The 23,420-nt window shown below is 63.8% G+C and carries 23 protein-coding genes and 1 pseudogene; 13 read left to right on the forward strand and 11 right to left on the reverse strand.

What is annotated here, in order from left to right:
- The first annotated feature begins 48 nt into the window (after window positions 1–48).
- From EN955_RS19370 to EN955_RS19395, 6 genes are all read left to right on the forward strand, one after another.
- Window positions 49–1,143 (forward strand): class I SAM-dependent rRNA methyltransferase, encoded by a 1,095-nt coding sequence (locus EN955_RS19370; protein ID WP_013529577.1) that lies wholly within the window; start codon window positions 49–51, stop codon window positions 1,141–1,143.
- Window positions 1,140–1,997 carry an RNA methyltransferase gene (locus EN955_RS19375; protein ID WP_013529576.1) on the forward strand — a complete coding sequence of 286 codons (858 nt, stop codon included), beginning with the start codon at window positions 1,140–1,142 and terminating at the stop codon, window positions 1,995–1,997. The genes EN955_RS19370 and EN955_RS19375 overlap by 4 nt, the downstream gene beginning before the upstream one ends.
- Before the next feature lie 13 nt (window positions 1,998–2,010).
- Window positions 2,011–2,499 carry a signal peptidase II gene (lspA, locus tag EN955_RS19380; protein WP_013529575.1) on the forward strand — a complete coding sequence of 163 codons (489 nt, stop codon included), beginning with the start codon at window positions 2,011–2,013 and terminating at the stop codon, window positions 2,497–2,499.
- A 53-nt stretch (window positions 2,500–2,552) separates the two neighbouring features.
- Window positions 2,553–3,542 (forward strand): MDR family oxidoreductase, encoded by a 990-nt coding sequence (locus EN955_RS19385; protein WP_024502831.1) that lies wholly within the window; start codon window positions 2,553–2,555, stop codon window positions 3,540–3,542.
- A gap of 141 nt (window positions 3,543–3,683) precedes the next feature.
- A complete protein-coding gene (locus EN955_RS19390; protein WP_024502832.1) occupies window positions 3,684–5,975 on the forward strand; it encodes a PAS domain-containing hybrid sensor histidine kinase/response regulator in 2,292 nt (763 codons plus the stop codon).
- Window positions 5,976–6,157: 182 nt separating this feature from the next.
- Window positions 6,158–7,033 (forward strand): GNAT family N-acetyltransferase, encoded by an 876-nt coding sequence (locus tag EN955_RS19395; protein WP_023812526.1) that lies wholly within the window; start codon window positions 6,158–6,160, stop codon window positions 7,031–7,033.
- Between the two features lie 64 nt (window positions 7,034–7,097).
- On the opposite strand, the gene EN955_RS19400 is transcribed toward EN955_RS19395, so the two are convergent.
- Together EN955_RS19400 and grpE are read right to left on the reverse strand one after the other, a co-directional pair.
- A complete protein-coding gene (locus tag EN955_RS19400; RefSeq protein ID WP_013529571.1) occupies window positions 7,098–7,730 on the reverse strand; it encodes a trimeric intracellular cation channel family protein in 633 nt (210 codons plus the stop codon).
- Window positions 7,731–7,858: 128 nt separating this feature from the next.
- A complete protein-coding gene (grpE, locus tag EN955_RS19405; RefSeq protein WP_024502833.1) occupies window positions 7,859–8,494 on the reverse strand; it encodes a nucleotide exchange factor GrpE in 636 nt (211 codons plus the stop codon).
- Between the two features lie 242 nt (window positions 8,495–8,736).
- On the opposite strand from grpE, the gene EN955_RS19410 reads away from it, so the two are divergent.
- From EN955_RS19410 to EN955_RS19420, 3 genes are all read left to right on the forward strand, one after another.
- Window positions 8,737–8,934: a hypothetical protein gene (locus tag EN955_RS19410; RefSeq protein ID WP_024502834.1), complete on the forward strand. Its 198-nt coding sequence runs from the start codon at window positions 8,737–8,739 to the stop codon at window positions 8,932–8,934.
- Window positions 8,909–9,412, forward strand: coding sequence for a hypothetical protein (locus EN955_RS19415; RefSeq protein ID WP_338101333.1), 504 nt, complete (start codon window positions 8,909–8,911; stop codon window positions 9,410–9,412). The genes EN955_RS19410 and EN955_RS19415 overlap by 26 nt, the downstream gene beginning before the upstream one ends.
- A 152-nt stretch (window positions 9,413–9,564) precedes the next feature.
- Window positions 9,565–10,587: a fatty acid desaturase gene (locus EN955_RS19420; protein ID WP_013529567.1), complete on the forward strand. Its 1,023-nt coding sequence runs from the start codon at window positions 9,565–9,567 to the stop codon at window positions 10,585–10,587.
- A 125-nt stretch (window positions 10,588–10,712) separates the two neighbouring features.
- On the opposite strand, the gene EN955_RS19425 is transcribed toward EN955_RS19420, so the two are convergent.
- From EN955_RS19425 to cysG, 6 genes are all read right to left on the reverse strand, one after another.
- Complete coding sequence (locus EN955_RS19425) at window positions 10,713–12,317, reverse strand: GMC family oxidoreductase N-terminal domain-containing protein (RefSeq protein ID WP_024502836.1); 1,605 nt, start codon at window positions 12,315–12,317, stop codon at window positions 10,713–10,715.
- A 97-nt stretch (window positions 12,318–12,414) separates the two neighbouring features.
- Window positions 12,415–12,948 (reverse strand): DUF934 domain-containing protein, encoded by a 534-nt coding sequence (locus EN955_RS19430; protein ID WP_024502837.1) that lies wholly within the window; start codon window positions 12,946–12,948, stop codon window positions 12,415–12,417.
- Between the two features lie 172 nt (window positions 12,949–13,120).
- On the reverse strand, window positions 13,121–13,885 hold the full coding sequence (locus tag EN955_RS19435) for a phosphoadenylyl-sulfate reductase (protein WP_024502838.1): 765 nt from the start codon (window positions 13,883–13,885) through the stop codon (window positions 13,121–13,123).
- Window positions 13,860–15,530: a nitrite/sulfite reductase gene (locus EN955_RS19440; protein WP_024502839.1), complete on the reverse strand. Its 1,671-nt coding sequence runs from the start codon at window positions 15,528–15,530 to the stop codon at window positions 13,860–13,862. The genes EN955_RS19435 and EN955_RS19440 overlap by 26 nt, the downstream gene beginning before the upstream one ends.
- A gap of 43 nt (window positions 15,531–15,573) precedes the next feature.
- Complete coding sequence (locus EN955_RS19445) at window positions 15,574–15,867, reverse strand: DUF2849 domain-containing protein (RefSeq protein ID WP_024502840.1); 294 nt, start codon at window positions 15,865–15,867, stop codon at window positions 15,574–15,576.
- Window positions 15,864–17,315, reverse strand: coding sequence for a siroheme synthase CysG (cysG, locus tag EN955_RS19450; RefSeq protein ID WP_024502841.1), 1,452 nt, complete (start codon window positions 17,313–17,315; stop codon window positions 15,864–15,866). The genes EN955_RS19445 and cysG overlap by 4 nt, the downstream gene beginning before the upstream one ends.
- A gap of 421 nt (window positions 17,316–17,736) precedes the next feature.
- On the opposite strand from cysG, the gene EN955_RS19455 reads away from it, so the two are divergent.
- Together EN955_RS19455 and ybaL are read left to right on the forward strand one after the other, a co-directional pair.
- Complete coding sequence (locus tag EN955_RS19455; protein ID WP_024502842.1) at window positions 17,737–18,186, forward strand: host attachment family protein; 450 nt, start codon at window positions 17,737–17,739, stop codon at window positions 18,184–18,186.
- Window positions 18,187–18,405: 219 nt separating this feature from the next.
- The gene (gene ybaL / locus EN955_RS19460) at window positions 18,406–20,202 is read left to right on the forward strand and encodes a YbaL family putative K(+) efflux transporter (protein WP_024502843.1); all 1,797 of its coding nucleotides are present in this window, start codon (window positions 18,406–18,408) and stop codon (window positions 20,200–20,202) included.
- Between the two features lie 70 nt (window positions 20,203–20,272).
- Here ybaL and EN955_RS19465 read toward each other — a convergent pair whose 3' ends face one another.
- A complete protein-coding gene (locus EN955_RS19465) occupies window positions 20,273–21,082 on the reverse strand; it encodes a helix-turn-helix transcriptional regulator (protein WP_024502844.1) in 810 nt (269 codons plus the stop codon).
- A gap of 137 nt (window positions 21,083–21,219) precedes the next feature.
- On the opposite strand from EN955_RS19465, the gene EN955_RS19470 reads away from it, so the two are divergent.
- Window positions 21,220–22,140, forward strand: coding sequence for a zinc-binding dehydrogenase (locus tag EN955_RS19470; protein ID WP_024502845.1), 921 nt, complete (start codon window positions 21,220–21,222; stop codon window positions 22,138–22,140).
- A 13-nt stretch (window positions 22,141–22,153) separates the two neighbouring features.
- Here the strand turns inward: EN955_RS19470 and EN955_RS19475 are convergent, their stop codons facing one another.
- Window positions 22,154–22,906 (reverse strand): SDR family oxidoreductase, encoded by a 753-nt coding sequence (locus EN955_RS19475; protein WP_013529556.1) that lies wholly within the window; start codon window positions 22,904–22,906, stop codon window positions 22,154–22,156.
- Window positions 22,907–23,067: 161 nt separating this feature from the next.
- On the opposite strand from EN955_RS19475, the gene EN955_RS19480 reads away from it, so the two are divergent.
- On the forward strand, window positions 23,068–23,313 hold the full coding sequence (locus tag EN955_RS19480) for a nuclear transport factor 2 family protein (protein WP_024502846.1): 246 nt from the start codon (window positions 23,068–23,070) through the stop codon (window positions 23,311–23,313).
- On the opposite strand, the pseudogene EN955_RS35120 reads toward EN955_RS19480, so the two are convergent.
- Window positions 23,303–23,420, reverse strand: a pseudogene (locus tag EN955_RS35120) (IS630 family transposase); the annotation flags it as partial. The gene EN955_RS19480 and the pseudogene EN955_RS35120 overlap by 11 nt on opposite strands.

Below are 23,420 nucleotides of genomic sequence, written 5' to 3' on the forward strand. Positions count from 1 at the left end.
CGGTTGCCCTATGTCAAAAGCGGCCACGCCGTTCGGAGTTGCCCCCGCTTGAAGTCTTTTCGCGACAAACGCCGCGACAACCGTCCACATCCATCCGCCAAGAGTGCGGCGGACGTGTCACGCCCGCGTCCCGGCCAGGCTCCTGCCAGACCGGAAGCGCCACCGCGCGAGCGCCATGAGGCGAAGACGGAAAATCGTTCCGAACCGAACTCGGCGCCGCGCATCCTGGCCCGCCGCGAAGGCGCTCTGCCCACTGAACATCTTCCCGTGATCCTGGAAGTGGCGCCCAATGCCGATTATGCGCTGCTCGACAGCGGCACCGGCCAGAAGCTCGAACAATATGGCCCCTACCGGATCGTGCGGCCAGAGGGCCAGGCGATCTGGCAAAAGGCCTTGCCGGCAAAGGAATGGGAGCGCGCCGACGCCGTCTTCACCGGAGACACCGACGAGGAGGGGATCGGCCGCTGGCGTTTCCCGAAGCTGCCGCTCGGCGAGACCTGGCCGATGAAGCATGACGGCATCGACTATCTCGGCCGTTTCACCTCGTTTCGTCATGTCGGCGTCTTTCCCGAGCAGGCTTCCCACTGGGACCACATGGCCGGGCTGATCGCGGCGGCGAAGCGGCCGGTCAAGGTTCTGAACCTGTTCGGCTATACCGGTCTCGCTTCCTTGGTGGCGGCTCGCGCCGGTGCCGAGGTCACCCATGTCGATGCCTCGAAGAAGGCGATCGGCTGGGCCCGCGAAAACCAGGAGATGGCCGGCCTCGGCAGCAAGCCGATCCGCTGGATCGTCGACGACGCGGTCAAATTCGCCGAGCGCGAGGAGCGCCGCGGCAGCCGCTACGATATCATTCTGTTCGACCCGCCGGCCTATGGCCGTGGCCCCAAGGGCGAGGTCTGGCAATTGTTCGAGGACCTGCCCGATTTGACCGACCTCTGCCGGGCGATCCTGACGCCGAAGCCGCTCGCCGTGGTGCTGACCGCCTATTCGATCCGCGCCTCCTTCTTCGCCATCCACGCCCTGATGCGCGATACCTTTGCCGGTATGGGCGGCAAGGTTGAATCGGGTGAGCTGATCATCCGCGAAAAGTCCGCCGGCCGGGCGCTATCGACCTCATTGTTTTCGCGTTGGGTGGCTGAATGAACGAGCGGCATGCAGGCGCACCCGGCCAGGTGAAGGAGGTCACCAGCCTCGCCAATCCGCTGGTCAAGGACATCAAGGCGCTCGCTCAGAAGAAATTCCGCGACCAGCAGAACGCCTTCATGGCCGAGGGATTGAAGCTGGTCATCGATGCGCTCGATCTCGGCTGGCAGATCAGGACATTGGTTTTCGCCAAGGCCGGGCGCGGCAACGCTGCGGTGGAGAAGGTGGCCGCACGCACGGTTGCGGCAGGCGGCATGGTGCTCGAAGTGTCGGAGAAGGTGCTGGTCGCCATCACCCGTCGCGACAACCCGCAAATGGTGGTCGGCGTCTTTTCGCAAAAATTCCTCGCCTTGAAGGATGTCCGCGCTGACAATGGCGACGTCTGGGTGGCGCTCGACCGGGTGCGCGACCCCGGCAATCTCGGCACTGTCATCCGCACCGTCGATGCCGTCGGCGCCAAAGGCGTCATCCTGGTCGGCGATACCACTGATCCATTCTCCGTGGAGACGGTGCGTGCCACCATGGGTTCGATCTTTGCCGTGCCGGTGGCGAAGGCGACAACCGAGGCTTTCCTCGCCTGGCGAGGCGGGTTTTCAGGCCTCGTCGCCGGAACCCACCTGAAAGGCGCCGTCGACTACCGCTCGGTCGATTTTTCCCGCGGGCCCGTGCTGCTGATGATGGGCAACGAGCAGCAGGGACTGCCCGAAAGCCTGGCTGCGAGTTGCGACAGGCTGCTCAGGATTCCGCAAGCGGGCCGTGCCGATTCGCTCAATCTGGCCGTTGCCACCGGCATCATGCTGTTCGAGATCCGGCGCGGCGCGCTGAAGCTCGAGCCAATCCTGGACCAGCAATGAAGGTTGCCTGCCCGTGAGATCATGGTCTCCCTACGCATTGCTCGTCGTCGCGGCCATCGCGCTCGACCAGTGGATAAAATACCTGGTCGAGGCCGATCTGCCTTTTCAGGAGAAGGTTGATCTGCTGCCCTTCCTGGCGCTGTTTCGCACCTACAATACCGGCATCGCCTTCTCGATGTTCTCGTCCTTCGGCGACACCGGGCTGATCGTCATTTCGCTCGCCGTCGTTGCTTTCGTGCTGTTCCTGGCGACACGGATCGCGCCGTCCCAGATCCTTGCCCGCACCGGCTTTGCGCTGATCGTCGGCGGCGCGCTCGGCAATCTGATCGACCGCGCCGTCTACGGCCACGTCATCGACTACATCCTGTTCCACACGCCGGTCTGGTCCTTCGCCGTCTTCAACCTTGCCGACGCCTTCATTTCGGTTGGCGCGGCGTTGGTCGTCTTCGACGAGCTGGTCGGCTGGCGGCGCGAACCCAAAGCCAGTCCTTCCAAGGATTGACCCCGTGCGGCCATCGCCGCACAGTTCATGTCGTCAAGATCGCGGAGAAAGACATGTCCGAAACCTTCAAAGCCATCCTCGTTTCGCGTGACGCCGAGAAAAAGCAGTCGGTCGCCGTGACCGATCTCACCGAGGCCGACCTGATGGAAGGCGATGTCACCGTCGCGGTCGAGGCAACGACGGTGAACTACAAGGATGGCTTGGCGATCACAGGCAAGGCGCCGGTGATCCGCCGCTGGCCGCTGGTGCCGGGCATCGATTTCGCCGGCACCGTCATTTCGTCCTCGCATCCCGACTGGCGCGCCGGAGACAAGGTCGTGCTGAATGGCTGGGGCGTCGGCGAAACCCATTTCGGTGCCTATGCAGGCCGTGCCCGCGTCAAGGGCGACTGGCTGGTGCCGCTGCCGCAAGGCATCAGCCCGCATGACGCGATGGCCGTCGGCACCGCAGGATATACCGCCATGCTCTGTGTCATGGCCCTGGAGCGGCACGGCATCCTGCCCGATCGCGGCCCGGTGGTGGTGACGGGGGCAGCCGGCGGCGTCGGCTCGGTCGCGGTCTCCATCCTGTCCAGCCTCGGCTACCATGTCATTGCTTCCACCGGCCGCAATGCCGAAAGCCCCTTTCTGATGGACCTTGGCGCCGCCGAGGTGATCTCGCGCGAGGAGCTTGCCCAGCCGGCCAAGCCGCTGGCCAAGGAGCGCTGGGCGGGCGGCATCGACGCTGTCGGCAGCCACACGCTGGCCAATGTGCTCTCGATGACCTCCTATGGCGGCGCGGTCGCCGCCTGCGGCCTGGCCGGCGGCATGGACCTGCCGGCCAGCGTCGCGCCCTTCATCCTGCGCGGTGTCTCATTGCTCGGCATCGATTCAGTGATGGCGCCGAAAGCAGTCCGCCTCGAGGCATGGCGCCGCATCGGCACCGACCTCGATCTGCAGAAGCTCGCCAGCCTGTCCAGCACCATCGGGTTCGACGGCATCGTCGATGCCGCGCGCGATATCGTCGAGGGCAAGATCCGCGGCCGCGTCGTCGTGGATATGTGACTCCGCCCAACTGCCGGAAGGGCGGATGCAATCGCCAGATCTGGTGGCAAACCCGCCGCGCCTCGGCAAAAAGCGCTCATCCGCTAAAATTGGAACGATCCGCCGCAATTTTCCATAAGCTCTGTCTGGCAAGAATTTCGCATGATCGCGCAATCCGGCAGCCAACAGGCGGACACTGGCGACGATGTCGATGCGGTGCTCCCGCCGGCGTCGACGCGGCGCTTCGTCGCCGCGCCGCCGCTGGTGCCCGAGCCGGAATTCTCCAGGCGCGAAGGCCTGTCCTTTCTGACATTCGTCGCCATCGTGGTGATGGCCGGGCTGGCGCACCTGACCGGGGCACCGATGTTCATCAGCGTTGCATTGCTCGCAACCGGCCTAGCCGGCCTTGCCATGCATCTGCGCGCCAGGCGGAGCGAACATCGCACCGCCGCCCTTCTTGACGAAACCACGGCCCGCAGCCGCGCCGAGATCGAGACGCTGGCCGACCGCATGTGGGAGATGCAGGAGAGCGATGAGCGCTTTCGCGGCCTGATCGACGCGCTTGGCGATCTTGTCATCCATCGCGACCGCGACGGCTACATCGTCTATGCCAACAAGGTCTTCGCCGATCTCGTCGAGATCGACCAGCGCGATCTTGCCGGCAAGACCCTGGCGGAACTCGGCATCGAGGTCGGCATGGTTCCCGATGCCGCCTTTTCCGACCATGAGTGCCTGAGTTCCACCGATGTCTCTATCAGCACGCCGAGCGGGCAGCGCTGGTTCTCCTGGATCGAACTGTCGGTGCGCGACAAGGACAGTGGCGCGGTTTCGCACCGCGCCATCGCCCGCGACATCACCGCCCGCAAACGCGCCGAGTCCTCGCTGATCACCGCACGCGAACGGGCCGAATATGCCAGCCAGGCCAAATCGCGTTTCCTCGCCACCGTCAGCCATGAAATCCGCACCCCGATGAACGGCATCATGGGCATGGCCAGGTTGCTCGCCGACACCAGCCTGTCGCCGGAGCAGCAGACCTATGTCGGCGCCGTCTCGACCTCAGCCAGCGCATTGCTTGCCCTGATCGAGGATCTTCTCGACTATTCCAAGATCGAAGCCGGGCGTTTCGACCCGGAGCCGCAGCCGATGTCGGTGCGCGAGATCGCCGACAACATCATCGAATTGCTGGCGGCGCGCGCCTTCGCCAAGGATATCGGGCTGGGTTGTCATGTCGAACCCGACGTGCCGCAATTGATCACCGCCGATCCAGGCAAGGTCAGGCAGGTGCTTCTCAACCTCATCGGCAACGCCATCAAGTTCACCGACAGCGGCGGCGTGCTGGTGAGCATTGCACGCGCACGCACCGAAACCAGCGACCGCATATGCTTTACCATCGCCGATACCGGTCCGGGCCTGCATGATGCCGACCTGGAGCGCATTTTCGAGGAGTTCGAGCAGGCCGACGGCACGTCGACACGCACACATGGCGGGGCCGGCCTCGGCCTTGCCATCTCCAGGCGCCTGGTGGCCGCCATGGGTGGCACGATCTCGGTATCCAGCCGGCTCGGCCAGGGATCCGAGTTCGTCTTCGAAATCCCTGCGACAGCGGCCACCGAAGCGCCGCAGGGCCGCCAGAATGCTCTCTCGGGCAGACGCGTGGTGATCCTGTCGAAGAACGCCGTCGAGGCCGACGCCATCGCCCGCACCATCCGTGCCAACGGTGGCGCGGTCGACATCGCCACCACCGCCGCACAGGCCGCGCCTTTCGCCGCCGGCTGCGACGCGATCCTGGTCGATGCAGCGATGGAGGAAGGCGACGGAAGGCTGCTCAAGCGCCTGCGCCAGAGCGGTTTCTCCGACTGTGAGGCGATCACGCTGATCGCGCCGACAGATCGCGGCATGCTTGGCGAGTTCCGCGCCAGCGGCTACGCAACCTTCCTGGCCAGGCCGGTGCGCGGCGGAACACTTTTGCGTGTACTGTTGAGCAGCCATGCTCCGAGCCTCGGCCCGCCGCAGCCGGAAAAGCGCGGCGCGCCGACACTGCGCGCCGTCGGCAACCGCCAGCGCGGCCTGTCGGTGCTGATCGCCGAGGACAATGACATCAATGCCATGCTGGCCCGCGCCACGCTGCTGAAGGCCGGGCATCGCGTCAGGGTGGTCGGCAACGGCAAGGCGGCCGTCGAGGCTGTCACCGGCGCCGCGCACAAGGACCGCTTCGACGTGGTCTTGATGGATCTGCACATGCCGGTCATGGACGGGCTGGACGCGATTGCCGCCATCCGCCGCCATGAGGAAGAAAGTGCCGTGCGGCCGGTGCCGATCATGGTGCTGTCGGCCGACAGCCAGGAAAAGACCCGCCATGCGGTGTTGGCCCATGGAGCCAGCGGCTTTGTCACCAAGCCGCTCGACCCCGAGGCGCTGGTCAATGCCGTCGAGGGCCAGGTCGTCGCGGCCTGAGCTTTCCACCGCCCATTCCGCACCGGGCGATCACTTAAACGTAGCCGGTTGATCGTATTCGCCAGCCGACGAAGTATTGCCCACGACGTCGTATCACGGTACTGTCACAATCCTGTTGCACCTACACCGTATCCCCGTGCCAAGAGGGATGGCTCGAAGGAGAATCACTCGTGCATACAGTTATGCCGGAATGTGACACTCGGCCGAACGCCAGCAGCGCCTTGCTTGCCGGACGTAACGTCGATTCCGTCATAAAGGGCGCGGCACTGGGCCGTATAGGCAATCTTGAAGTGCGGCTCGCTCGCAACGAGGCCGAGATCGCGGCCGCGCAGGAAGTGCGCTACCGGGTGTTCTACGACGAACTTGGCGCCAGGAAGGACCTGTTCCAGGCCCATGACCGCCGTGACGCCGACCGGTTCGATCCACTCTGCGACCATCTGCTGGTTTTGGACACCACGCTTTCCGGTCCCGAACATCGCCGTATCGTCGGCACATATCGGCTTCTGCGGCAAGAAATCGCGGCCACGGCCGGCGGTTTCTATTCCGAAGGTGAATTCGAGCTGACCAAGCTCATTGCCCGTCACCCCGGCCAGCGTTTCCTTGAACTCGGCCGCTCCTGCGTCTTGCCGGAATACCGCTCGAAGCGCACCATCGAAGCGTTGTGGCAAGGCATCTGGGCTTACATCAACCATTATGAAATCGGTGTGATGACCGGTTGCGCTTCCTTTCACGGCACCGTGCCGGCGGCGCATGCCGAGGCGCTCACCTACCTCGCCCACCACTGCCGCACCAATTCGGCCTGGGACGTGCGCGCGGTCTCCGGGCGCTACTGCTCGATGGACCTGATGCCGATCGAGGCGGTCAATGCCAAGGCGGCGATCGCCGCGATGCCGCCTCTGGTCAAGGGCTATCTGCGCGTCGGCGCCCGCATCGGCGATGGCTGCGTCATCGATCGCGAATTCTCGACGGTCGATGTGTTCGTCGTGATGCCGGTCAAGGAGATCGGCGCACGCTACGTCAACTATTATGGCGGCGAAGCCCAGCGCTTCGCTGCGTGAGGCTAGCGAATAGAAAGTAGCGGGAGCTATCTCGTTCAACCCCTATTCGCTATTCGCTTCCTTTTCACAAAATATCTTCCGGCCGCCTGCCGGGCCGGCTCTTGTAGGACGGAAACGACCAGCCGAATTTGAGCGCGCCGCCACGCACAAGGAACGCCGCCGCAAAACCGGCAAGGTCCGAGGCGAGCGGCGGCAGTCCGGCAAGATCGCCAAGCGTGTAAAGGCCGGCACCTGCAAGGGCCGCCGTGACATAGATTTCGGGCCTGAGCAGCACCGATGGCTCGCCGGCAAGGAGATCGCGCAGAATGCCGCCGAAAGTGGCGGTGAGCACGCCGGTGATGACGGAGACGACCGGCGAACCGGTAATCGCAAGCCCCTTGGCCGCGCCCATCACCGAAAAAGCAGCGAGCCCGATGGCGTCGAGCCAGAGCAGCCATTTCCAGCGCGATTCGACACGATGCGCGCTGAAGAAGACCAGCACCGCAACCGCGGCGCAGACCAGCACATAGCCGGAGTTGGCGACCCAGAAAACCGGCAGGTTGAGGATGACGTCGCGAAGCGTGCCGCCACCTATCCCGGTGACGCTGGCCAGGAACAGGAAGCCGATAATGTCGAGCTGCTTGCGCGAAGCCGCAAGCGCTCCGGTCGCCGCGAAGACGGCGACACCGGCATAGTCGAGAAGCGCGATGGGGTTCATTGCAGGCCAGGGGAGTAAGGGAATAGGGCAGTAGGGCAGTAGGGCAGTATGTTTAGCACGAAGCCGCACGGAAGGTGCGATTGCCCTTTTCCCTACTGCCCTACTGCCCTACTCCCCTACTCCCCTAACTATGCATCTTTCTCAGCCTGCTCGTTTACCGGCCCCGGCTCGACCGCCGCTTCAGCGGCGGCAAACTTCGGACCGCCTTTGGCGACGCCGACCATAGCCGGGCGCAGCACGCGGTCGCCGATCGAATAGCCCGGCTGCACGACCTGGACCACGGTGTTGGCCGGGACGTCCGGATTGGGCACTTCGAACATCGCCTGGTGGAAATTGGGATCGAACTTCTCGCCTTCCGGCGCGAGCTTCTTGACCCCATGCCGTTCCAGCGCCGACAGCATGGCGCGCTCGGTGAGGTCGACGCCTTCGATCAGCGCCTTGAAGCCGGCGTCACCCGATGCCTTGGCCTCGGCGGGAATCGCATCCAGCGCGCGGCGCAGATTGTCCGACACCGAAAGCATGTCGCGGGCGAAATTCGCGACCGCGTAGGTGCGCGCATCGTGAACATCGCGCGCCGTGCGGCGACGCAGGTTTTCCATCTCGGCCGCCACGCGCAGCGCGCGGTCCTTCAGCTCTTCATTTTCCTTCAGCAGCCGGACAAGGGCTTCATAGTCGCCGACGGTGCTGCCTTCCGTGCGCTCGGCTGCGGGCTCGGTCGCCTCGACTTCATCGGGCGCGCGTTCGTCTTTTGCCTGGTCGCTCATCGCCGTTTCCCGTCAATCTCGAATGATGTGGATTTTGTGCCCGATATCGATGTTTGGCAGCCAAAAATCAAGGGGTAAGCGATTATGGAAGCCACCGGCCAAGGCCGGACAATGGCAGGCAAGGCATTTCGATTTTAATTCAAATTTTACCTTAACTGCCGGCTTTGCTTGCCCCACAGGCAGGATGGGGGAACCATTCCCTTGCTGGAGGAGTTTCGAAGCCGACACAGGATTTTGAGACGATGACCCGCAACACGGGCGAAAAGGCAGAAGGGCTGGCCATCGAGGTCAGGCGCCAGTTGGGTGCCGAGGCGGTGACCCGCTTTCTACGCACCTTGCCGGCCTTCCGCACCGAGGCCGACATTCCCGACCGGCTCAGAGAACTGCTCGACCGCCTCGATGGGGCGGAGCGCGGTGACATCGGCTGGCGCCGGCGGTAACGCAACAATCGATCTTGGCAGCAAACCTCCTATCGGCAATAGCCGGGGAGAGCCGAACCATCTAAGGATAGATGTGTTGTGGTTCAAAATGGAGGACGTAGTGCGCAAGGTTTCGATCACCTCATCGCTGATGGCGCTTGTCGGCCTCGGCGCCATCACCTTGGCGGCTTTTCCGGCACAAGCAGACAATCTGCAGCTGCAATTGGGCAAACATGGCCCGCGGCTGAAGCTCATGGAAGATTGCGACCCCGCCTATGACGATTGCGAAGGCCCCCGTCGCGACGACCGGCGCGACCGCCGTCAACGAGGCTGCACGGAGGACCGGGCCCTCGACAAGGCAGACCGAATGGGCATCCGCCGCGCAAGGATAGAGTCCGTCGGCCGCCGGGAGATCACAGTCCGCGGGAGACAGGGTGGCGACCGCGTGCGCGTGACTTTTGGCACCGAGCGCGGCTGTCCCATCCTCGATCGCGAATAGCGATCGACCTCAGCGGAAAACCGACGCTCAGAATCATCAGCAGGTCGAACCGGCGGTTGGCTGGCTCGACCGCCGGGCCACGCGACAATTACGCACAGTAATTTTGCGTGATGTCGCCTTGCGGCGGCGAGGCACCCCGCCTATGCTTCCTGATGAACATGATTTCCCCTGAGACGGTCGCCAACAGCAAGCGCGCCTGGCTGAAGATTCTCGCCCGCTACAAGAAGCCTGACAGGCGGCGCAGCACCGTCGAACTCGCCATCACTCTCATTCCATTCGCCATACTCTGGGGCCTGTCCTCGGCGGCCTATGCCTATGGCCATTGGTGGGGACTGATCCTCATCCTTCCCGCGGCCGGGTTTCTGGTGCGCATCTTCATGATCCAGCACGATTGCGGCCACGGCTCCTTCTTCGCCAATCGCTACGCGGACGACTGGATCGGCCGCGCGCTCGGCATCCTGACGCTGACGCCCTACGATTGCTGGCGGCGCGCCCACGCGACCCACCACGCCAGCGCCGGCAATCTTGACGAACGCGGCATGGGCGACATCCGGACGCTGACCGTTGCAGAATACCGGCAGATGTCGTGGCGAGGCCGCCTTGCCTATCGTCTCTATCGCCACCCGCTGGTGATGTTCGGGCTCGGTCCGATCTGGCTGTTCATCTTCGAGCAAAGGCTGCCCGTCGGCATGATGCGCGGCGGCCTGACCCCTTGGGTGTCGTCGATGACCACCAATCTTGGCATCGCGGTCGCAGCAGCCATCCTCATTTGGTTCGTCGGTCCCGGCGCGTTCCTGGTGGTCCACCTGCCGATCGTCATCCTCGCCGGTTCGGCCGGCATCTGGCTGTTCTATGTCCAGCACCAGTTCGAGGAAACGGAATGGGCGAAGGATGTCGACTGGGAATTCCAGCACGCTGCCTTGCACGGATCGTCCTATTACGACCTCCCGCCGGTGCTGAACTGGTTCACCGGCAACATCGGTGTCCATCACGTCCATCACCTCTCCGCCAAGGTGCCGTGCTACCGGTTGCAGGAAGTGCTGCGGGATTATCCCGAGCTGCGCGACATCGGCCGTGTCACGCTGCTGGAAAGCCTGCGCTGCGTTAAACTGGCGTTGTGGGACGAGAACCGCCGCAAGCTGGTGTCGTTCCGCGAGGCACGGGCGGCGGCTTAAGCAATTCCAGCAGAGGTGTGAACGGTTTCCAGGGAAAGCGCGTAGCGTTTCCCTGAGGCAATTGCGTCAAACCAAGAAAAACAAAACGACCGCCAGTCTATAGGCACCGCGGCCTGGAGCTCCTATCAGGCAGCCCTGATCATGTCGGCGGCCTTTTCGGCGATCATGATGGTTGGCGCATTGGTGTTGCCACCAATCAGTGTCGGCATCACCGAGGCGTCCACGACACGCAAGGCTTCAAGCCCGCGCACCTTGAGTTGCGGATCGACCACCGCCATCTCGTCTACCCCCATCCGACAGGAGCCGACCGGGTGATAGACTGTGTCGGCGCGGGTGCGGATATGGGTCATCAGATCGGCATCGCTTGGCTCGCCGGCGATGTGCATTTCCTTGTGCCGGTAGCGCGTCAGCGCCGGTGAAGCCAGCACCTGCCGGGTGATCCTCACGCCTTTCAACAGCAGCTCCGCATCGCGCTGGTCGCTGAGAAAGCGCGGATCGATGCGCGGCGCGGCAAGTGGATCGGCGCTGGCCAGCCCAACCTCGCCACGCGAGTGCGGCCGCAATATGCAGACATGACAGGAGAAGCCGAAGCCGTAGTGCAGCGTGCGCGCATGGTTTTCGACCAGCCCGATGACGAATTGCAGCTGCAGGTCAGGGCGCTCAAGCGCCGGGTCGGATTTGACGAAAGCGCCGCTCTCGGCCGCCGGCGAGGCGACCAGCCCGGTCCCATCCCGCCGCCACTGCGCGATATGCCGTAGGAAACCCAACGCGCCGCGCGGGCTCATGCCAAGCATATCGGTGTCCTTCGATCTCCAGCCGACGATGAAATCGAGGTGGTCCTGCAGGTTCTTGCCGACGCCCGGCAATTCGTGGACGACGGGAATGCCATGCACGGCAAGTTCGGCCGCCGGGCCGATACCCGACAGCAACAAAAGCTGCGGCGAACCGAAGGCACCGCCACACAGGATCACCTCGCACGACGCCTGCGCCACTGCCTCGCCTTTGCGTGTCCGGTAGCGGATACCGGTGGCCCGCTTGCCGTCAAGGACGATGCCTGTGGCGTGCGCCCGCGTGATCACGGTCAGATTGGTCCGCTGCATCACCGGATGGAGATAGGCGGCGGCAGTCGAACAGCGCTCGCCATTGCGGGCGCCACCGGCAAATTGGGTCACCTGGAAATAGCCGGCGCCCTCTTGTTCCGGTCCGTTGAAATCGTCCGAGGCGCGAATCTGGTTTTCGGCACAAGCCTCTATGAAGGCCTTGGCGATTGGCCTCGGCGAGCGCTGGTTCGACACTTTCAGCGGGCCGTCCCCGCCGTGCAGGGCATCAGTGCCGCGCTCATTGCCTTCGGCGCGCCGGAAATAGGGCAGAACCTCATCCCACGACCAGCCCTCACAGCCCAGATCGGCCCATTCGTCATAGTCGCTGCGATGGCCCCTGACATAGAGCATCGCATTGATGGCGCTGGAGCCGCCCAGCGCCTTGCCGCGCGGCTGGTAGCCCTTGCGGCCGCCAAGACCTTGCTGCGGCACGGTTTCGAAGGCCCAGTTGTTGATCCTGGGCCGGCCGGAAAGCATACCGATAATGCCAGCCGGAGCGCGGATCAGCATATCCCTGCCCTCACCGCCAGCTTCGATCAGGCAGACCGTTTTCGAGGGATCTTCCGAAAGCCGTGCGGCAAGCGCACAGCCGGCGGACCCACCGCCGGCTATGACATAGTCGTAACGCATGAAGACCCCTCCCCGATCATTCCGGATTTTCCATCCGGAAGCTCAAGAGAAGGCTTGAACAGGGGGCGTTGTAAAGACGCGCGGAATTACCGCAACGTCAGCCGCTGCGAACGCGCCGCCAGGAGTATTTCGGGCCTTTTGGTTCCGGCACGGCGGCTGGCTGGTAGTAGAGCCCCAATCCGCCGATGCGGCCCTCCTCCAGGCGCTTCAACAGCACGGGGTTCGATATCTCGAACTCGTCGAAGCCCAGGCGCAGCATATGCGGCAGTTGGTCGACCAGTACCTGGCCCGTGGCGCGAACGGCACCTTCGAAATGGTAGCGGCCGCGCAGCAGTTCTCCCTTGGAGAAGGAGCGGCCGTCGCTGAAGGCCGGAAAGGCCAGCGCCACCAGCGACAGCTGGTCGAGCAGGTCGGCGATCTTCTCGAGCTGATCACCCGGCTGCAGCAAGACGCCGAGCCGTTCCTTGGCCGAGCGGCGCACCTCCGGATCGAGATCGAGGAAGACTTGCAACGGCAGGATAAAGCGGCCGTTGCCGGACAGCGCATCGGCGCTTTCGGCATGCGTCCACTCATCCTCCTGAAAACCCGCAGGGGTCCAGAGCCGGGTCTCCGGTGTCGTCGGTCCAGTCATCAAAAAGTTCCTAAACAGTCAAACGAACCAAGGATGTGTTGAGATTCAGGTCAGGCTGCGCCGAAAATGGCGGCTTCCGAGAACCGGAGCGGAGCGTACTTGAAGTACGTGAGCACCGGAAGCGCAGGAAGCCGCCGTTTGCAGGCCAGCCCCACCTGAATATCAGCATATCCTAAAGGGATGCGTCGGTCAGCGACTTCTCCAGCCCCGACAGGTGAATGCCGCACTCGGTCTTGGCATGACCGGCCCAGCGGCCGCTGCGCGCGTCCTCGCCCGGCTGCACCGGCTGCGTGCACGGGAAGCAGCCGATCGACAGATAGCCATAAGCGACCAGCGGATTTTCGCGCAGCGCATGCGCGCGCATATAGTCGGCCTGGTCCGATGTCGTCCAATGCGCCAGCGGATTGATGCGGATACGCGGCCCGACCGCCTCGAACACCGGCAGCGCTGCCCGCGTCGCGGCCTGAAAACGCTTGCGGCCAGTGAGCCAGGCACGAAATGGCGCGACACCGCGCGCCAGCGGCTCCACCTTGCGCACGTCGCAGCAGGCATCGGTATCGCTTTGGTGCAGATTGCCCGTCGGATCGATCCGTTCGAGTGCTGCTTCCTCGGGTTTGATCACCCTTATGTTGGTCAGCCCGAAATCGGCGGCAAGCGCATCGCGATAGCCGAGCGTCTCCTCGAAATGCTTGCCGGTGTCGAGGAAGATGACCGGCAGCGTCCGGTCGATCTTGGCGATCATGTGCAGCAGCACGGCCGAATCCGCGCCGAACGACGACACCGCCGCGATCTCGTCGAGGAACAGTTCGCGGGCCGAGCGTTCGATGATCTCGAGCGGCTTCAGATGACCATAGAGCGCATCGAGCCCTGCCGCTTTGGCGGCGATGCCGTCATCGACGTCTCCAATACGGTCAAGCGGCCTTGGCTTCGCCAGCATAGAGCGCCTCCTTGAACGGCGCGGGACCGACTCGGCGGTAGGCGTCGATGAATTTCTCTTGTGGGTCGAGCCGAAGGCCGAGATAGGTCTCGACGATCTGTTCGATGGCGTCGGTGATCTCTTCCGAAGAGAAGCCGCGGCCGATGATCTCGCCGACCGAGGTGTTCTCGTCGGCCGAGCCGCCCAGCGTCACCTGATAGAGTTCGGAGCCCTTCTTCTCGACGCCGAGGATGCCGATGTGGCCGACATGGTGATGACCGCAGGCGTTGATGCAGCCGGAGATCTTCAGCTTCAGTTCGCCGATCTCGCGCTGCCGCTCAAGCGAGGCGAAGCGGCGCGAGATTTCCTGCGCGATTGGGATCGAGCGCGCCGTGGCCAGCGCGCAGTAGTCGAGGCCCGGGCAAGCGATGATGTCCGATATCAGGTTGGAATTGGCCGTGGCCAGGCCGATGCCGACCAGCGCATCATAGACCGCCTTGAGGTCGGCGCGGGCCACATGCGGCAGGATCAGGTTCTGCTCATGGCTGACACGCAGCTCGTCAAAGCCATATGTCTCGGCGATGTCGGCAATTGCGTCCATCTGGCTGTCCGAGGCGTCGCCGGGCACCTCGCCGATGCCCTTCAGCGAGATCGTCACCGCCGCATAATCGGGATGGCGGTGCGTCACGACATTCTGGTCGAGCCACTCCGAGAACCCCTTGGAATCGAGCCGCGCCAGCTTGACCGCCTGGTCGCCTTCCAGCCGCTCAGCGAGTGCCGGTGGCGCGAAATAGGCCTCGATGGCGCGGATATCGGCTTCCGGCAGCTTCAGCTGGGCGTCTTTCAACTCTTGCCACTCGGCCTCGATTTGGCGGGTGATCTCCTCGACGCCGGTCTCATGGACGAGGATCTTGATGCGCGCCTTGTACTTGTTGTCGCGGCGGCCATAGAGGTTGTAAACGCGCAGGATCGCCGTGCAGTAGGACAAAAGGTCGGCTTCCGGCAGGAAGTCGCGAATCTTGCGGGCAACCATTGGCGTGCGGCCCTGGCCGCCGCCGATATAGACGGCGAAACCGAGTTCGCCGGCGGCGTTCTTCCTCAGGTGCAGGCCGATGTCGTGGGTCTGGATGGCGGCGCGGTCGCGCTCGGCCCCCGTCACCGCGATCTTGAACTTGCGCGGCAGGAACGAGAATTCCGGATGCACCGACGACCACTGGCGCAGGATTTCCGCGTAGGGACGCGGATCGGCGACCTCGTCGGCGGCAGCGCCGGCGAAATGGTCGGCGGTGACGTTGCGGATGCAATTGCCGCTGGTCTGGATGGCGTGCATCTCGACGCTTGCGAGATCGGCCAGGATCGCCGGAATGTCCGACAGCGCCGGCCAGTTGAACTGGATGTTCTGGCGCGTGGTGAAATGGCCGTAGCCCTTGTCGTATTTGCGGGCGATGTGGCCGAGCATGCGCAGCTGCTTGCCGTTCAGCGTGCCATAGGGCACCGCGATGCGCAGCATGTAGGCATGCAGCTGCAGATAGACGCCGTTCATCAGCCTCAATGGCCGGAACTGGTCCTCGGTGATCTCGCCGGCAAGACGGCGCTGCACCTGGTCGCTGAACTCGGCGACGCGGGCCTGGACAAAATCGTGGTCGAACTCATCGTAACGGTACATGCTTGGTCTTTCAGGGCGCGTCCGCCCATGCCTGGTGTCTTGGTTATACTGCCCGCGCAGCCTGCTTGCCGAGATCGTTGCGGATGGTCGGGCCGGCGGCGCGGATCTTCTCGCGCAGCCGCACCGGTTGGACGACGCCGTTGACGACTTCGGCGTCGATCAAATTGACGTCGACCACTTCGTTGGCGGCATAGGCCTTGGCGCCGATCGCCTCGAGCCTGTCATCGGCTGCCTTGTCATGGGCGAGGTCGGCATGATCCACCGTCTCGGCCCAGCCGCCATCGGCGTACCAGACGGCGATGCCGTCGGTGAGGCGGTTGGCGGTCAGTATCTTCATTGCTGAACTCCTTCGGCGACCGAACTGGACGCGCCTTCATGCCTGTGTGCCGCCAGCGGCTCGGACCGTTCAAAGTTGGCGCCGGCGACCGCATCGCCGATGATGGTCATGACCGGACCGGAAAGATCGGCGCGCGCTTCCAGCGACGGCAGGTCGGCAAGCGTGCCGTGGAAGCGCCGCCGGTTGGCGAGGCTGGCATTCTCGACCACGGCCACCGCAGTGTCCGGCGACAGGCCGGCCTCGATCAGCCGTCCGGCAACCTCGGCCGCCACCGAGCGGCCCATATAGACGGCGACGGTAGCGCCGGAAATCGCGAGCTTGGCCCAGTCGGGCAGCGAATTGCCCTTGAGGTCGTGGCCGGTGGTGAACACCATCGACGAGGAGACACCGCGCAAGGTCAGCGGCAGTTCGAAATCGGCGGCGGCGGCAAAGGCCGCGGTGACGCCCGGGACCACCTCATAGGCGATGCCGGCGTCGCGAAGTGCCGCCATCTCTTCGCCGGCCCGGCCGAACACCAGCGGATCGCCAGACTTCAGCCGCACGACACGCTTGCCTTCACGGCCAAGCTCGACCAGCAGCGCATTGATCTCAGCCTGGCTCTTGGTGTGGCAGCCCTTGCGCTTTCCGACCGGCAGGCGCTCGGCATCGCGGCGACCCATGGCAACGACCGCCTCGGGCACAAGGGCGTCATGGACGATGACATCGGCTTCCATCAGCAGACGATGGGCTCGCAAGGTCAATAGATCCTCGGCGCCCGGACCGGCGCCAACCAGCGCGATGTGACCGCAAGCGGGCGTGTTCGACAGCAGAAGATCGACGGCGGCGTCATGCGCCTGCGAAAGCTGGCCGGCTTCAGCCGCGCGCGCAGGAGCGCCAGCGAAGAAATCATTCCAGAAGCGGCGGCGGGCATTGCCTCTCGGCAGCAGCTTCTCGGCAGCCCCGCGAAACGAAGCCGCAAGAATTGCCAGCGGCCCGAGCGACGGCGACAGCATGCGGTCGATGCGGCCGCGCAACATCTGGGCAAGCACCGGGCCTGCCCCCTCGGTGCCGATGGCGATGGCCACCGGCGCGCGGTTGACCAGCGCCGGGGTGAAGAAATCGCAAAGCTCAGGCCGATCGACGGCATTGACCGGAATGCCTAGGCGGCGCGCATCCGCGGCCACCCGGCGGTCGAGTTCCTCGTCGCCGCTGGCGGCAAACACCATGACCGCGCCTTCGAGCTGCGACGCCTCGTAAGCCGCGGCAAAATGCGTCGCGCCGGCCTGGGCGACGAAGGCGAGCAGGTCGGGCTCGGCGTGTTCCGCGACGATCCGCAGGAGCGCGCTCGACTGTCCGATCAGCCGCGCCTTGGCCAGCGCCTCTTCGCCGCCCCCGACGATGGCCACAGCTTCGCCCTCAACCCGCATGAACACGGGGAAGGCGTTGAGCTTGGGAGCAGTGTGCGACATGGACGCGAGCGGAATCCTCAATGAGCTTGCAGTTCTACGCGCGAGCGCGAGAAACCAGAAGGAACGCACTCGCGCATCCCTTATCGGGATGCAATTGCTTTTCTGAAAGCATCCCGGCCAAGAGAAAAATATTTCTCATTTACAGATAGAGCGGATTCAAGCTGCTGTCGCAGGCCTTGATTTGTGGCTCTTTTAGCGCCCGGCGAGAAAAGCCGCAAAACTGTTTTTTCTAAATTCTACCAAGTTAGTAGATTAAAGTCGCGACCTCGGGATAGCCAGAATGTCCGACGCCGACGTGGCTGCCGACTGGAACATTACCGGCTCGAGGTGCGTTCTCAAAAGGCCCGTCATGTCGGATCGAAATCCGGCTGCGGAATGCCAACTAAAGGTCGCCACGCGGCTAAAAAGGAGCCCTGTCATCATGAACACAATCATACTCAAGCACGGTATCTGGGTGATCGTGGCCGATGGCGAGAAGGCGCTTTTCCTCAGGAACGCCGGTGACAACAAATATCCGAATCTCGAAGTGGTGCAGGAAATGCAGCAGGACAACCCGCCCACCCGCGAGCAAGGCAGTGACAGCCCCGGCCGATACAGTGATGGTCCCTCCTTACACCGCAGCGCAGTCGAGGATACGGACTGGCACCGCATCGGCAAGGAGCGTTTTGCCGATGAAATCGCCGCCCGGCTCTACAAGCTCGCGCATGACGGCGAGTTCAGCGAGATCGTGCTCGTCGCGCCGCCGGTGGTGCTTGGGACAATGCGCAAAAAGCTGCACAAGGAGGTCGGGGACAAGGTGACCGCCGAAATTCCCAAGACATTGACCAACCATGCCATACCGGAAATCGAGGCCTTGCTGCGGGCAGCCTGATCATCGATCGGCCCTGACGAATCGAGACGAATAGCTCCGCACAAATTCCGATCCGGCCGGCAGCTTTCTCAGCCGCCGGTCAAATTTTCGCGGCAGCGCCGTCGATTTCACGGCTTTGCGGGTTGCATCGCCGACATACCATCCATCATATTGCAAACAGGCGGCGGCCTTGGGCGGCGCTCATCCAACATCGCTGACTTGAAAGGCGCTCCATAGACAATGCCGCATGACACGCCCCTTATCGCCACCATCGTCGCCGGTCTGGGGCTGGCTTTCGTCTTCGGGGCTCTCGCCAACCGCTTCCGCATTCCGCCCCTGGTCGGTTATCTCATAGCCGGCGTGCTGGTCGGGCCGAACACGCCCGGCTTCGTCGCCGATGCCGGGCTTGCCAACGAACTGGCCGAAATCGGCGTCATCTTGCTGATGTTCGGCGTCGGGCTGCACTTCTCGCTCAAGGATCTGCTGTCGGTGCGTGCCATCGCCGTGCCGGGCGCCATCGTCCAGATCGGCTTTGCCACCGCGCTTGGCGCTGGTCTTGCCTGGATGCTCGGCTGGTCGATGGGCGCGGGGCTGGTGTTCGGCCTGGCGTTGTCGGTCGCCTCGACCGTGGTGCTGCTGCGTGCCCTGCAGGAACGGCGGATGATCGAGACCGAGCGCGGCCGCATCGCCGTCGGCTGGCTGATCGTCGAGGATCTGGCCATGGTGCTGGCGCTGGTGCTGCTGCCGGCGCTCGCTGGCGTGCTCGGCGGCCAGGAGCAGGCCGACGCCCATGCCAGCGGCCTGCTGTCGCTGCCGGCCAGCTACGGCATCTGGGGCGTCGTCGGCATCACGCTGGCCAAGGTCACCGCTTTCGTCATCGTCATGCTGGTGGTCGGCCGCCGGGTCATTCCCTGGATCCTGCACTATGTCGCCCATACCGGCTCGCGCGAACTGTTCCGGCTGGCGGTTCTGGCCATCGCGCTCGGCGTCGCCTTCGGTGCGGCCAAACTGTTCGGTGTCTCGCTGGCGCTGGGCGCCTTCTTCGCCGGCATGATCATGAGCGAATCCGAACTCAGCCACCGCGCGGCGGAAGAATCGCTGCCGCTGCGCGATGCCTTCTCCGTGCTGTTCTTCGTCTCAGTCGGCATGCTGTTCGACCCGTTCAGCCTGATCAGCAATGGTTGGCCGATCCTGGCGACGCTCGCCATCATCGTCATCGGCAAATCACTGGCCGCGTTCGCCATCGTTGTTGCCTTCGGCTATCCCATCGCCACGGCGCTGATAATCTCGGCAAGCCTCGCCCAGATCGGCGAGTTCTCCTTCATCCTGGCTGAACTCGGCGTCGGGCTGAAGCTGCTGCCGGAACAGGGCCGCGACCTCATTCTGGCCGGTGCGATCCTGTCGATTGTCCTCAACCCGCTGATGTTCCTGGCCATCGACTGGATGAAGCCGTGGCTGGAACGGCGCGCCGCCAGGACGGCACCACCGGTCGAGGCAAAACCGGTTGGTCCGGCGACGGAGCCGGGCCAGGTGGCCTCTGTCGCGGCAGCGGCGAAAAAGGAGGACGGGCCGCCGCCAAAGACGACACTCACCGGCCATGCCATCCTGATCGGCTACGGCCGTGTCGGTGGCCTGGTCGGCTCGGCGCTGAAAGGCGCGGCAATGCCCTTCCTGGTCATCGAGGACGCCGACAAGACGCTGGCGAAGCTGAAAGCGGACAGCGTCGAGACCGTCGCCGGCAATGCGGCCAATGCCGAAGTGTTCGCCGCCGCCAATCCCGAGGGCGCCAGCCGGCTGATCCTTGCGATCCCCAATGCCTTCGAAGCCGGCCAGATCGTGCTCCGCGCCCGCGCCGCCAATCCCGCTATCAACGTCATCGCCCGTGCCCATTCCGATGCCGAGGTCGAACATCTCAAGGGTTTGGGCGCCGATACGGTGATCATGGGCGAGCGCGAGATTGCGCGCGGGATTGTGGAAGAAGTTCTCGGTTCCAAACCGGAGTTGAGGCGCGAAACCGCCGAGCCGTCGGTGGCCTGAGTCCCAAAGCCCAAGCTGCACTCTCGCACGCTGGCAACGTGATCGGCTCGACCACCCTTTCAAGCGAGCATCACGCCACGAATGCAGAGCCGCCATTTTGCGCGATACCGCTGAGGTATTTGGCCGGCGGCTTCCCAAGCGCCTTCTTGAACATGGTGATGAAGGCCGTAACGGAACCATAGCCGAGATCGCCCGAGACCTGCTGGACACTCTTGCCGGAAGCCAGTTCCCGAATTGCAACGATCAAGTGCAATTGCTGGCGCCAGCGCCCGAAACTCAGCCCCGTCTCCTTTGCCACAAGGCGGGCGAGGCTGCTCTCGCTGAGCGCGATGCGGTTGGCCCATTCCGCCAGTGTGCTGCGATCGGCAGGGTCTTGCGCCAACGCTTCGGCGATCCTGTTCAAGCGTGGCTCGGACGAGATCGGCAGGTGAAATTGCTGGACAGGCATGCGTGGCAATTCGGTGAGCAGCATCTTGGTCAAGAGTTCGCCCCTCGCCCCGTCACCCTCCACCCGATCGGAAAGCTCGATGATCAATTCGCGCAGCAGGGGCGAGATTGAAAACGTGCAGCACCGCTCCGGCAGATCGGCGGCTCCCGGCTCTATGTAGACGAAAAAAATCCGGCCGTTGGCGGTTGCGACATTGCTGTGCTCCATGCCGCCGGGGATCCACACCCCGCAATGCGGCGGCACCATCCATAGACCGCTTGGAACGCGGCATGTGACGCCGCCGCCGAGTGCGAAGACGAGTTGGCCTTTGCGGTGCCGATGGGCGGGGACTTCCGCTCTGGTGTCGGGGATGTCGACGCGCACGGCAATCGCCGGCGCGGCAGGGTCATCCACATCGAGATCGAGCCAGGGGTAGCTGAGGGGTTGTCTCATGGTTGACTGTTATTAGCGATTAAACGCCATGATAGCTAAATTCTTTAACGGCGAAAGTCGATAAGCTCCGGCTCGTACTCAGCTTGCCGTGCTTTCCACAGCAAGCTGGCACCGACAAGCCAGCAACAAGGTACACCATGCTCGCCCTGGTCATCTCTCCCGAAAGCGCGACCGGGTTGAGGCTCGCCGACATCGCCGAGCCTCAACCGGCTTCGAACGAAGCGCTTGTCTCTGTCCACGCAACTTCGTTGAACCGGGGCGAACTGCGCCTGCTTGCCATACGCCCCGAGGGCTGGACACCCGGCCAGGACATCGCGGGGATTGTCGAACGAAGAGCAGCCGATGGTTCCGGGCCAGCCGTCGGCGCCCGGGTTGTTGCTTTGGTCGACGAGGCCGGTTGGGCCGAACGCATCGCAGTCCCAATCGACCGTCTCGCCGTCCTGCCGGACAGCGTCAGTTTCGTTTCCGCAGCCACGCTTCCTGTCGCCGGTACGACGGCACTAAGGACTCTACGCCATGGCGGCGACCTCGCCGGCCAGCAGGTCTTGATCACCGGTGCAAGCGGAGCGGTCGGCCGTTTTCAGATCCAGATCGCCCGCGAGCAAGGCGCCTCGGTGACGGCAATCGCCGCGGCCCGGCACGCCGACGATCTCCGCGGCCTCGGAGCCCGGCAGGTTGTCGAAGCGATCGATCTGGCCGAGGGGCCGTTCTCGCTGATCACCGAGTCGGTCGGCGGCCAAAGCCTCGCACGCGCGATCGAACGTATCGCACTTGGCGGGACCATCGTCATGTTCGGTTCGAGCAGCGGCGAGCTGACGCCCGTCGGATTCCGCCAGTTCGTTCCGGATCATGAAGGGGCAAGGCTTCAGACTTTTGCGTACTACACGTCTGGTCCAGGCATCGGCGAGGACATCGCCTCACTGCTCGCTCTGGTCGCAGCCGGCCGGCTCGAAACGCGCGTGGCCTTGACGGCGCCGTGGACAGACGTCGCTCAAGCGCTGGACGCACTGCGACAGCGCAGCTTCAGCGGCAAGGCTGTTCTCACCATAACAGGATGAGCATCCTGTTTTGTCACACGTGCTGGCCGCCATTGATGTGGATTTCCGAGCCAGTCACATACGACGCCTGCTGCGAGCACAGGAAAAAGATGATGTCGGCGACTTCGGCCGTGGTGCCAAGGCGCCTGAGAGGAATGGTCTCGACGATCTTGTCCGTGCCCGGCGACAGGATCGCGGTATCGATTTCGCCCGGCGCAATCGCGTTGACGCGGATGCCGTGCGGACCGAAATCATGCGCCATCTCGCGCGTCAGCGAGCCGAGTGCCGCCTTCGATGTCGCGTAGGCCGTGCCGGCGAAGGGATGCACGCGGGTTCCGGCGATCGAGGTTACGTTGACGATCGAGCCCTTGGCCGCCGCCAGTTCCTTGAACAGCCCGCGCGCCAGCATGATCGGCGCGAAGAAATTGACCTGGAACACGTCGCGCCAGACATGCATCGGCGTGTCGATCGAATTCATGCGGCTGTTGCCGTCCTTGAGCTTCGGCGAAATGCCGGCATTGTTGACCAGCGCATGCAACTGGCCGCCATGCGCTTCCAGCCGGTGGCGAATTTCGGAGACGGCGATGCCGACATCCTCCTGATCGGCGAGATCGACCTTGATGTGGTCTTCCGGCCCGGCCGGCCACGGGCAGTCCTCGGCGAAAGCCTGCCTGGAGCAGGTGATGACGCGCCAGCCCTCGCGCGAAAAACGCTTGACGGTGGCGTGGCCGATGCCGCGGCTGGCGCCGGTCAGCACGATGGTCTTTCGGGTGTCGAGTTCAGTCATTTCAGGTCTCCAGCCGGCAGATGTAGCCGAACGCCGCCGAGGTGGCGAGAGGCCGAAATGTCACCATTCACCTCAAAGGAGGAACCGGGAAGCCGGCTCGCCGTTGGTCCTTGAATGCGGAAAGGGCGCGGGGTTCTGAATCAATCTATCAGGACAAAGCCATGACACAGACAGCACCCCTCGACATCGCCACTGCCTTCACCAAAGCGTGGACAGGACACGACCTCGAAAAGGCAGCATCCTATGTCGCTGACGACGTCGTTTTTGATGGGCCGATGCAGCAATCGACCGGCAAGAAACCCTATCTCGAAGGCCTGACCAAACTTTCACAGGATGTGACCGGTGTGCGCATGATCGCGGCCTTCGGAGACGATCACCAGGCGCTGCTAGAGCGTTTCACGTTTTGACGGAAGCGTACCCGGCTTTTGCGAAGTAGTTTTTGCATTCGGCTGCCTCGATGGTTTCGACGAGGTGGCCGATGTGGCGCCACGTGTCCTCGACGGTGCGTTTCTGA

Source organism: Mesorhizobium sp. M7A.F.Ca.CA.001.04.2.1 (genome assembly GCF_003998485.1).
GTDB classification, from domain to species: Bacteria; Pseudomonadota; Alphaproteobacteria; order Rhizobiales; family Rhizobiaceae; genus Mesorhizobium; species Mesorhizobium ciceri.

Coding starts and splice junctions, on each gene's coding strand:
- EN955_RS19425 (WP_024502836.1), bottom strand. CDS start 12,317: ATGCGTTACGACTATGTCATAGCCGGCGGTGGGTCCGCCGGCTGTGCG.
- EN955_RS19470 (WP_024502845.1), top strand. CDS start 21,220: ATGCTCGCCCTGGTCATCTCTCCCGAAAGCGCGACCGGGTTGAGGCTC.
- EN955_RS19465 (WP_024502844.1), bottom strand. CDS start 21,082: ATGAGACAACCCCTCAGCTACCCCTGGCTCGATCTCGATGTGGATGAC.
- EN955_RS19430 (WP_024502837.1), bottom strand. CDS start 12,948: ATGACTGGACCGACGACACCGGAGACCCGGCTCTGGACCCCTGCGGGT.
- EN955_RS19410 (WP_024502834.1), top strand. CDS start 8,737: ATGACCCGCAACACGGGCGAAAAGGCAGAAGGGCTGGCCATCGAGGTC.
- ybaL (WP_024502843.1), top strand. CDS start 18,406: ATGCCGCATGACACGCCCCTTATCGCCACCATCGTCGCCGGTCTGGGG.
- cysG (WP_024502841.1), bottom strand. CDS start 17,315: ATGTCGCACACTGCTCCCAAGCTCAACGCCTTCCCCGTGTTCATGCGG.
- EN955_RS19400 (WP_013529571.1), bottom strand. CDS start 7,730: ATGAACCCCATCGCGCTTCTCGACTATGCCGGTGTCGCCGTCTTCGCG.
- EN955_RS19395 (WP_023812526.1), top strand. CDS start 6,158: ATGCCGGAATGTGACACTCGGCCGAACGCCAGCAGCGCCTTGCTTGCC.
- EN955_RS19420 (WP_013529567.1), top strand. CDS start 9,565: ATGAACATGATTTCCCCTGAGACGGTCGCCAACAGCAAGCGCGCCTGG.
- EN955_RS19440 (WP_024502839.1), bottom strand. CDS start 15,530: ATGTACCGTTACGATGAGTTCGACCACGATTTTGTCCAGGCCCGCGTC.
- EN955_RS19445 (WP_024502840.1), bottom strand. CDS start 15,867: ATGAAGATACTGACCGCCAACCGCCTCACCGACGGCATCGCCGTCTGG.
- EN955_RS19385 (WP_024502831.1), top strand. CDS start 2,553: ATGTCCGAAACCTTCAAAGCCATCCTCGTTTCGCGTGACGCCGAGAAA.
- EN955_RS19435 (WP_024502838.1), bottom strand. CDS start 13,885: ATGCTGGCGAAGCCAAGGCCGCTTGACCGTATTGGAGACGTCGATGAC.
- EN955_RS19375 (WP_013529576.1), top strand. CDS start 1,140: ATGAACGAGCGGCATGCAGGCGCACCCGGCCAGGTGAAGGAGGTCACC.
- grpE (WP_024502833.1), bottom strand. CDS start 8,494: ATGAGCGACCAGGCAAAAGACGAACGCGCGCCCGATGAAGTCGAGGCG.
- EN955_RS19480 (WP_024502846.1), top strand. CDS start 23,068: ATGACACAGACAGCACCCCTCGACATCGCCACTGCCTTCACCAAAGCG.
- EN955_RS19475 (WP_013529556.1), bottom strand. CDS start 22,906: ATGACTGAACTCGACACCCGAAAGACCATCGTGCTGACCGGCGCCAGC.
- EN955_RS19390 (WP_024502832.1), top strand. CDS start 3,684: ATGATCGCGCAATCCGGCAGCCAACAGGCGGACACTGGCGACGATGTC.
- EN955_RS19455 (WP_024502842.1), top strand. CDS start 17,737: ATGAACACAATCATACTCAAGCACGGTATCTGGGTGATCGTGGCCGAT.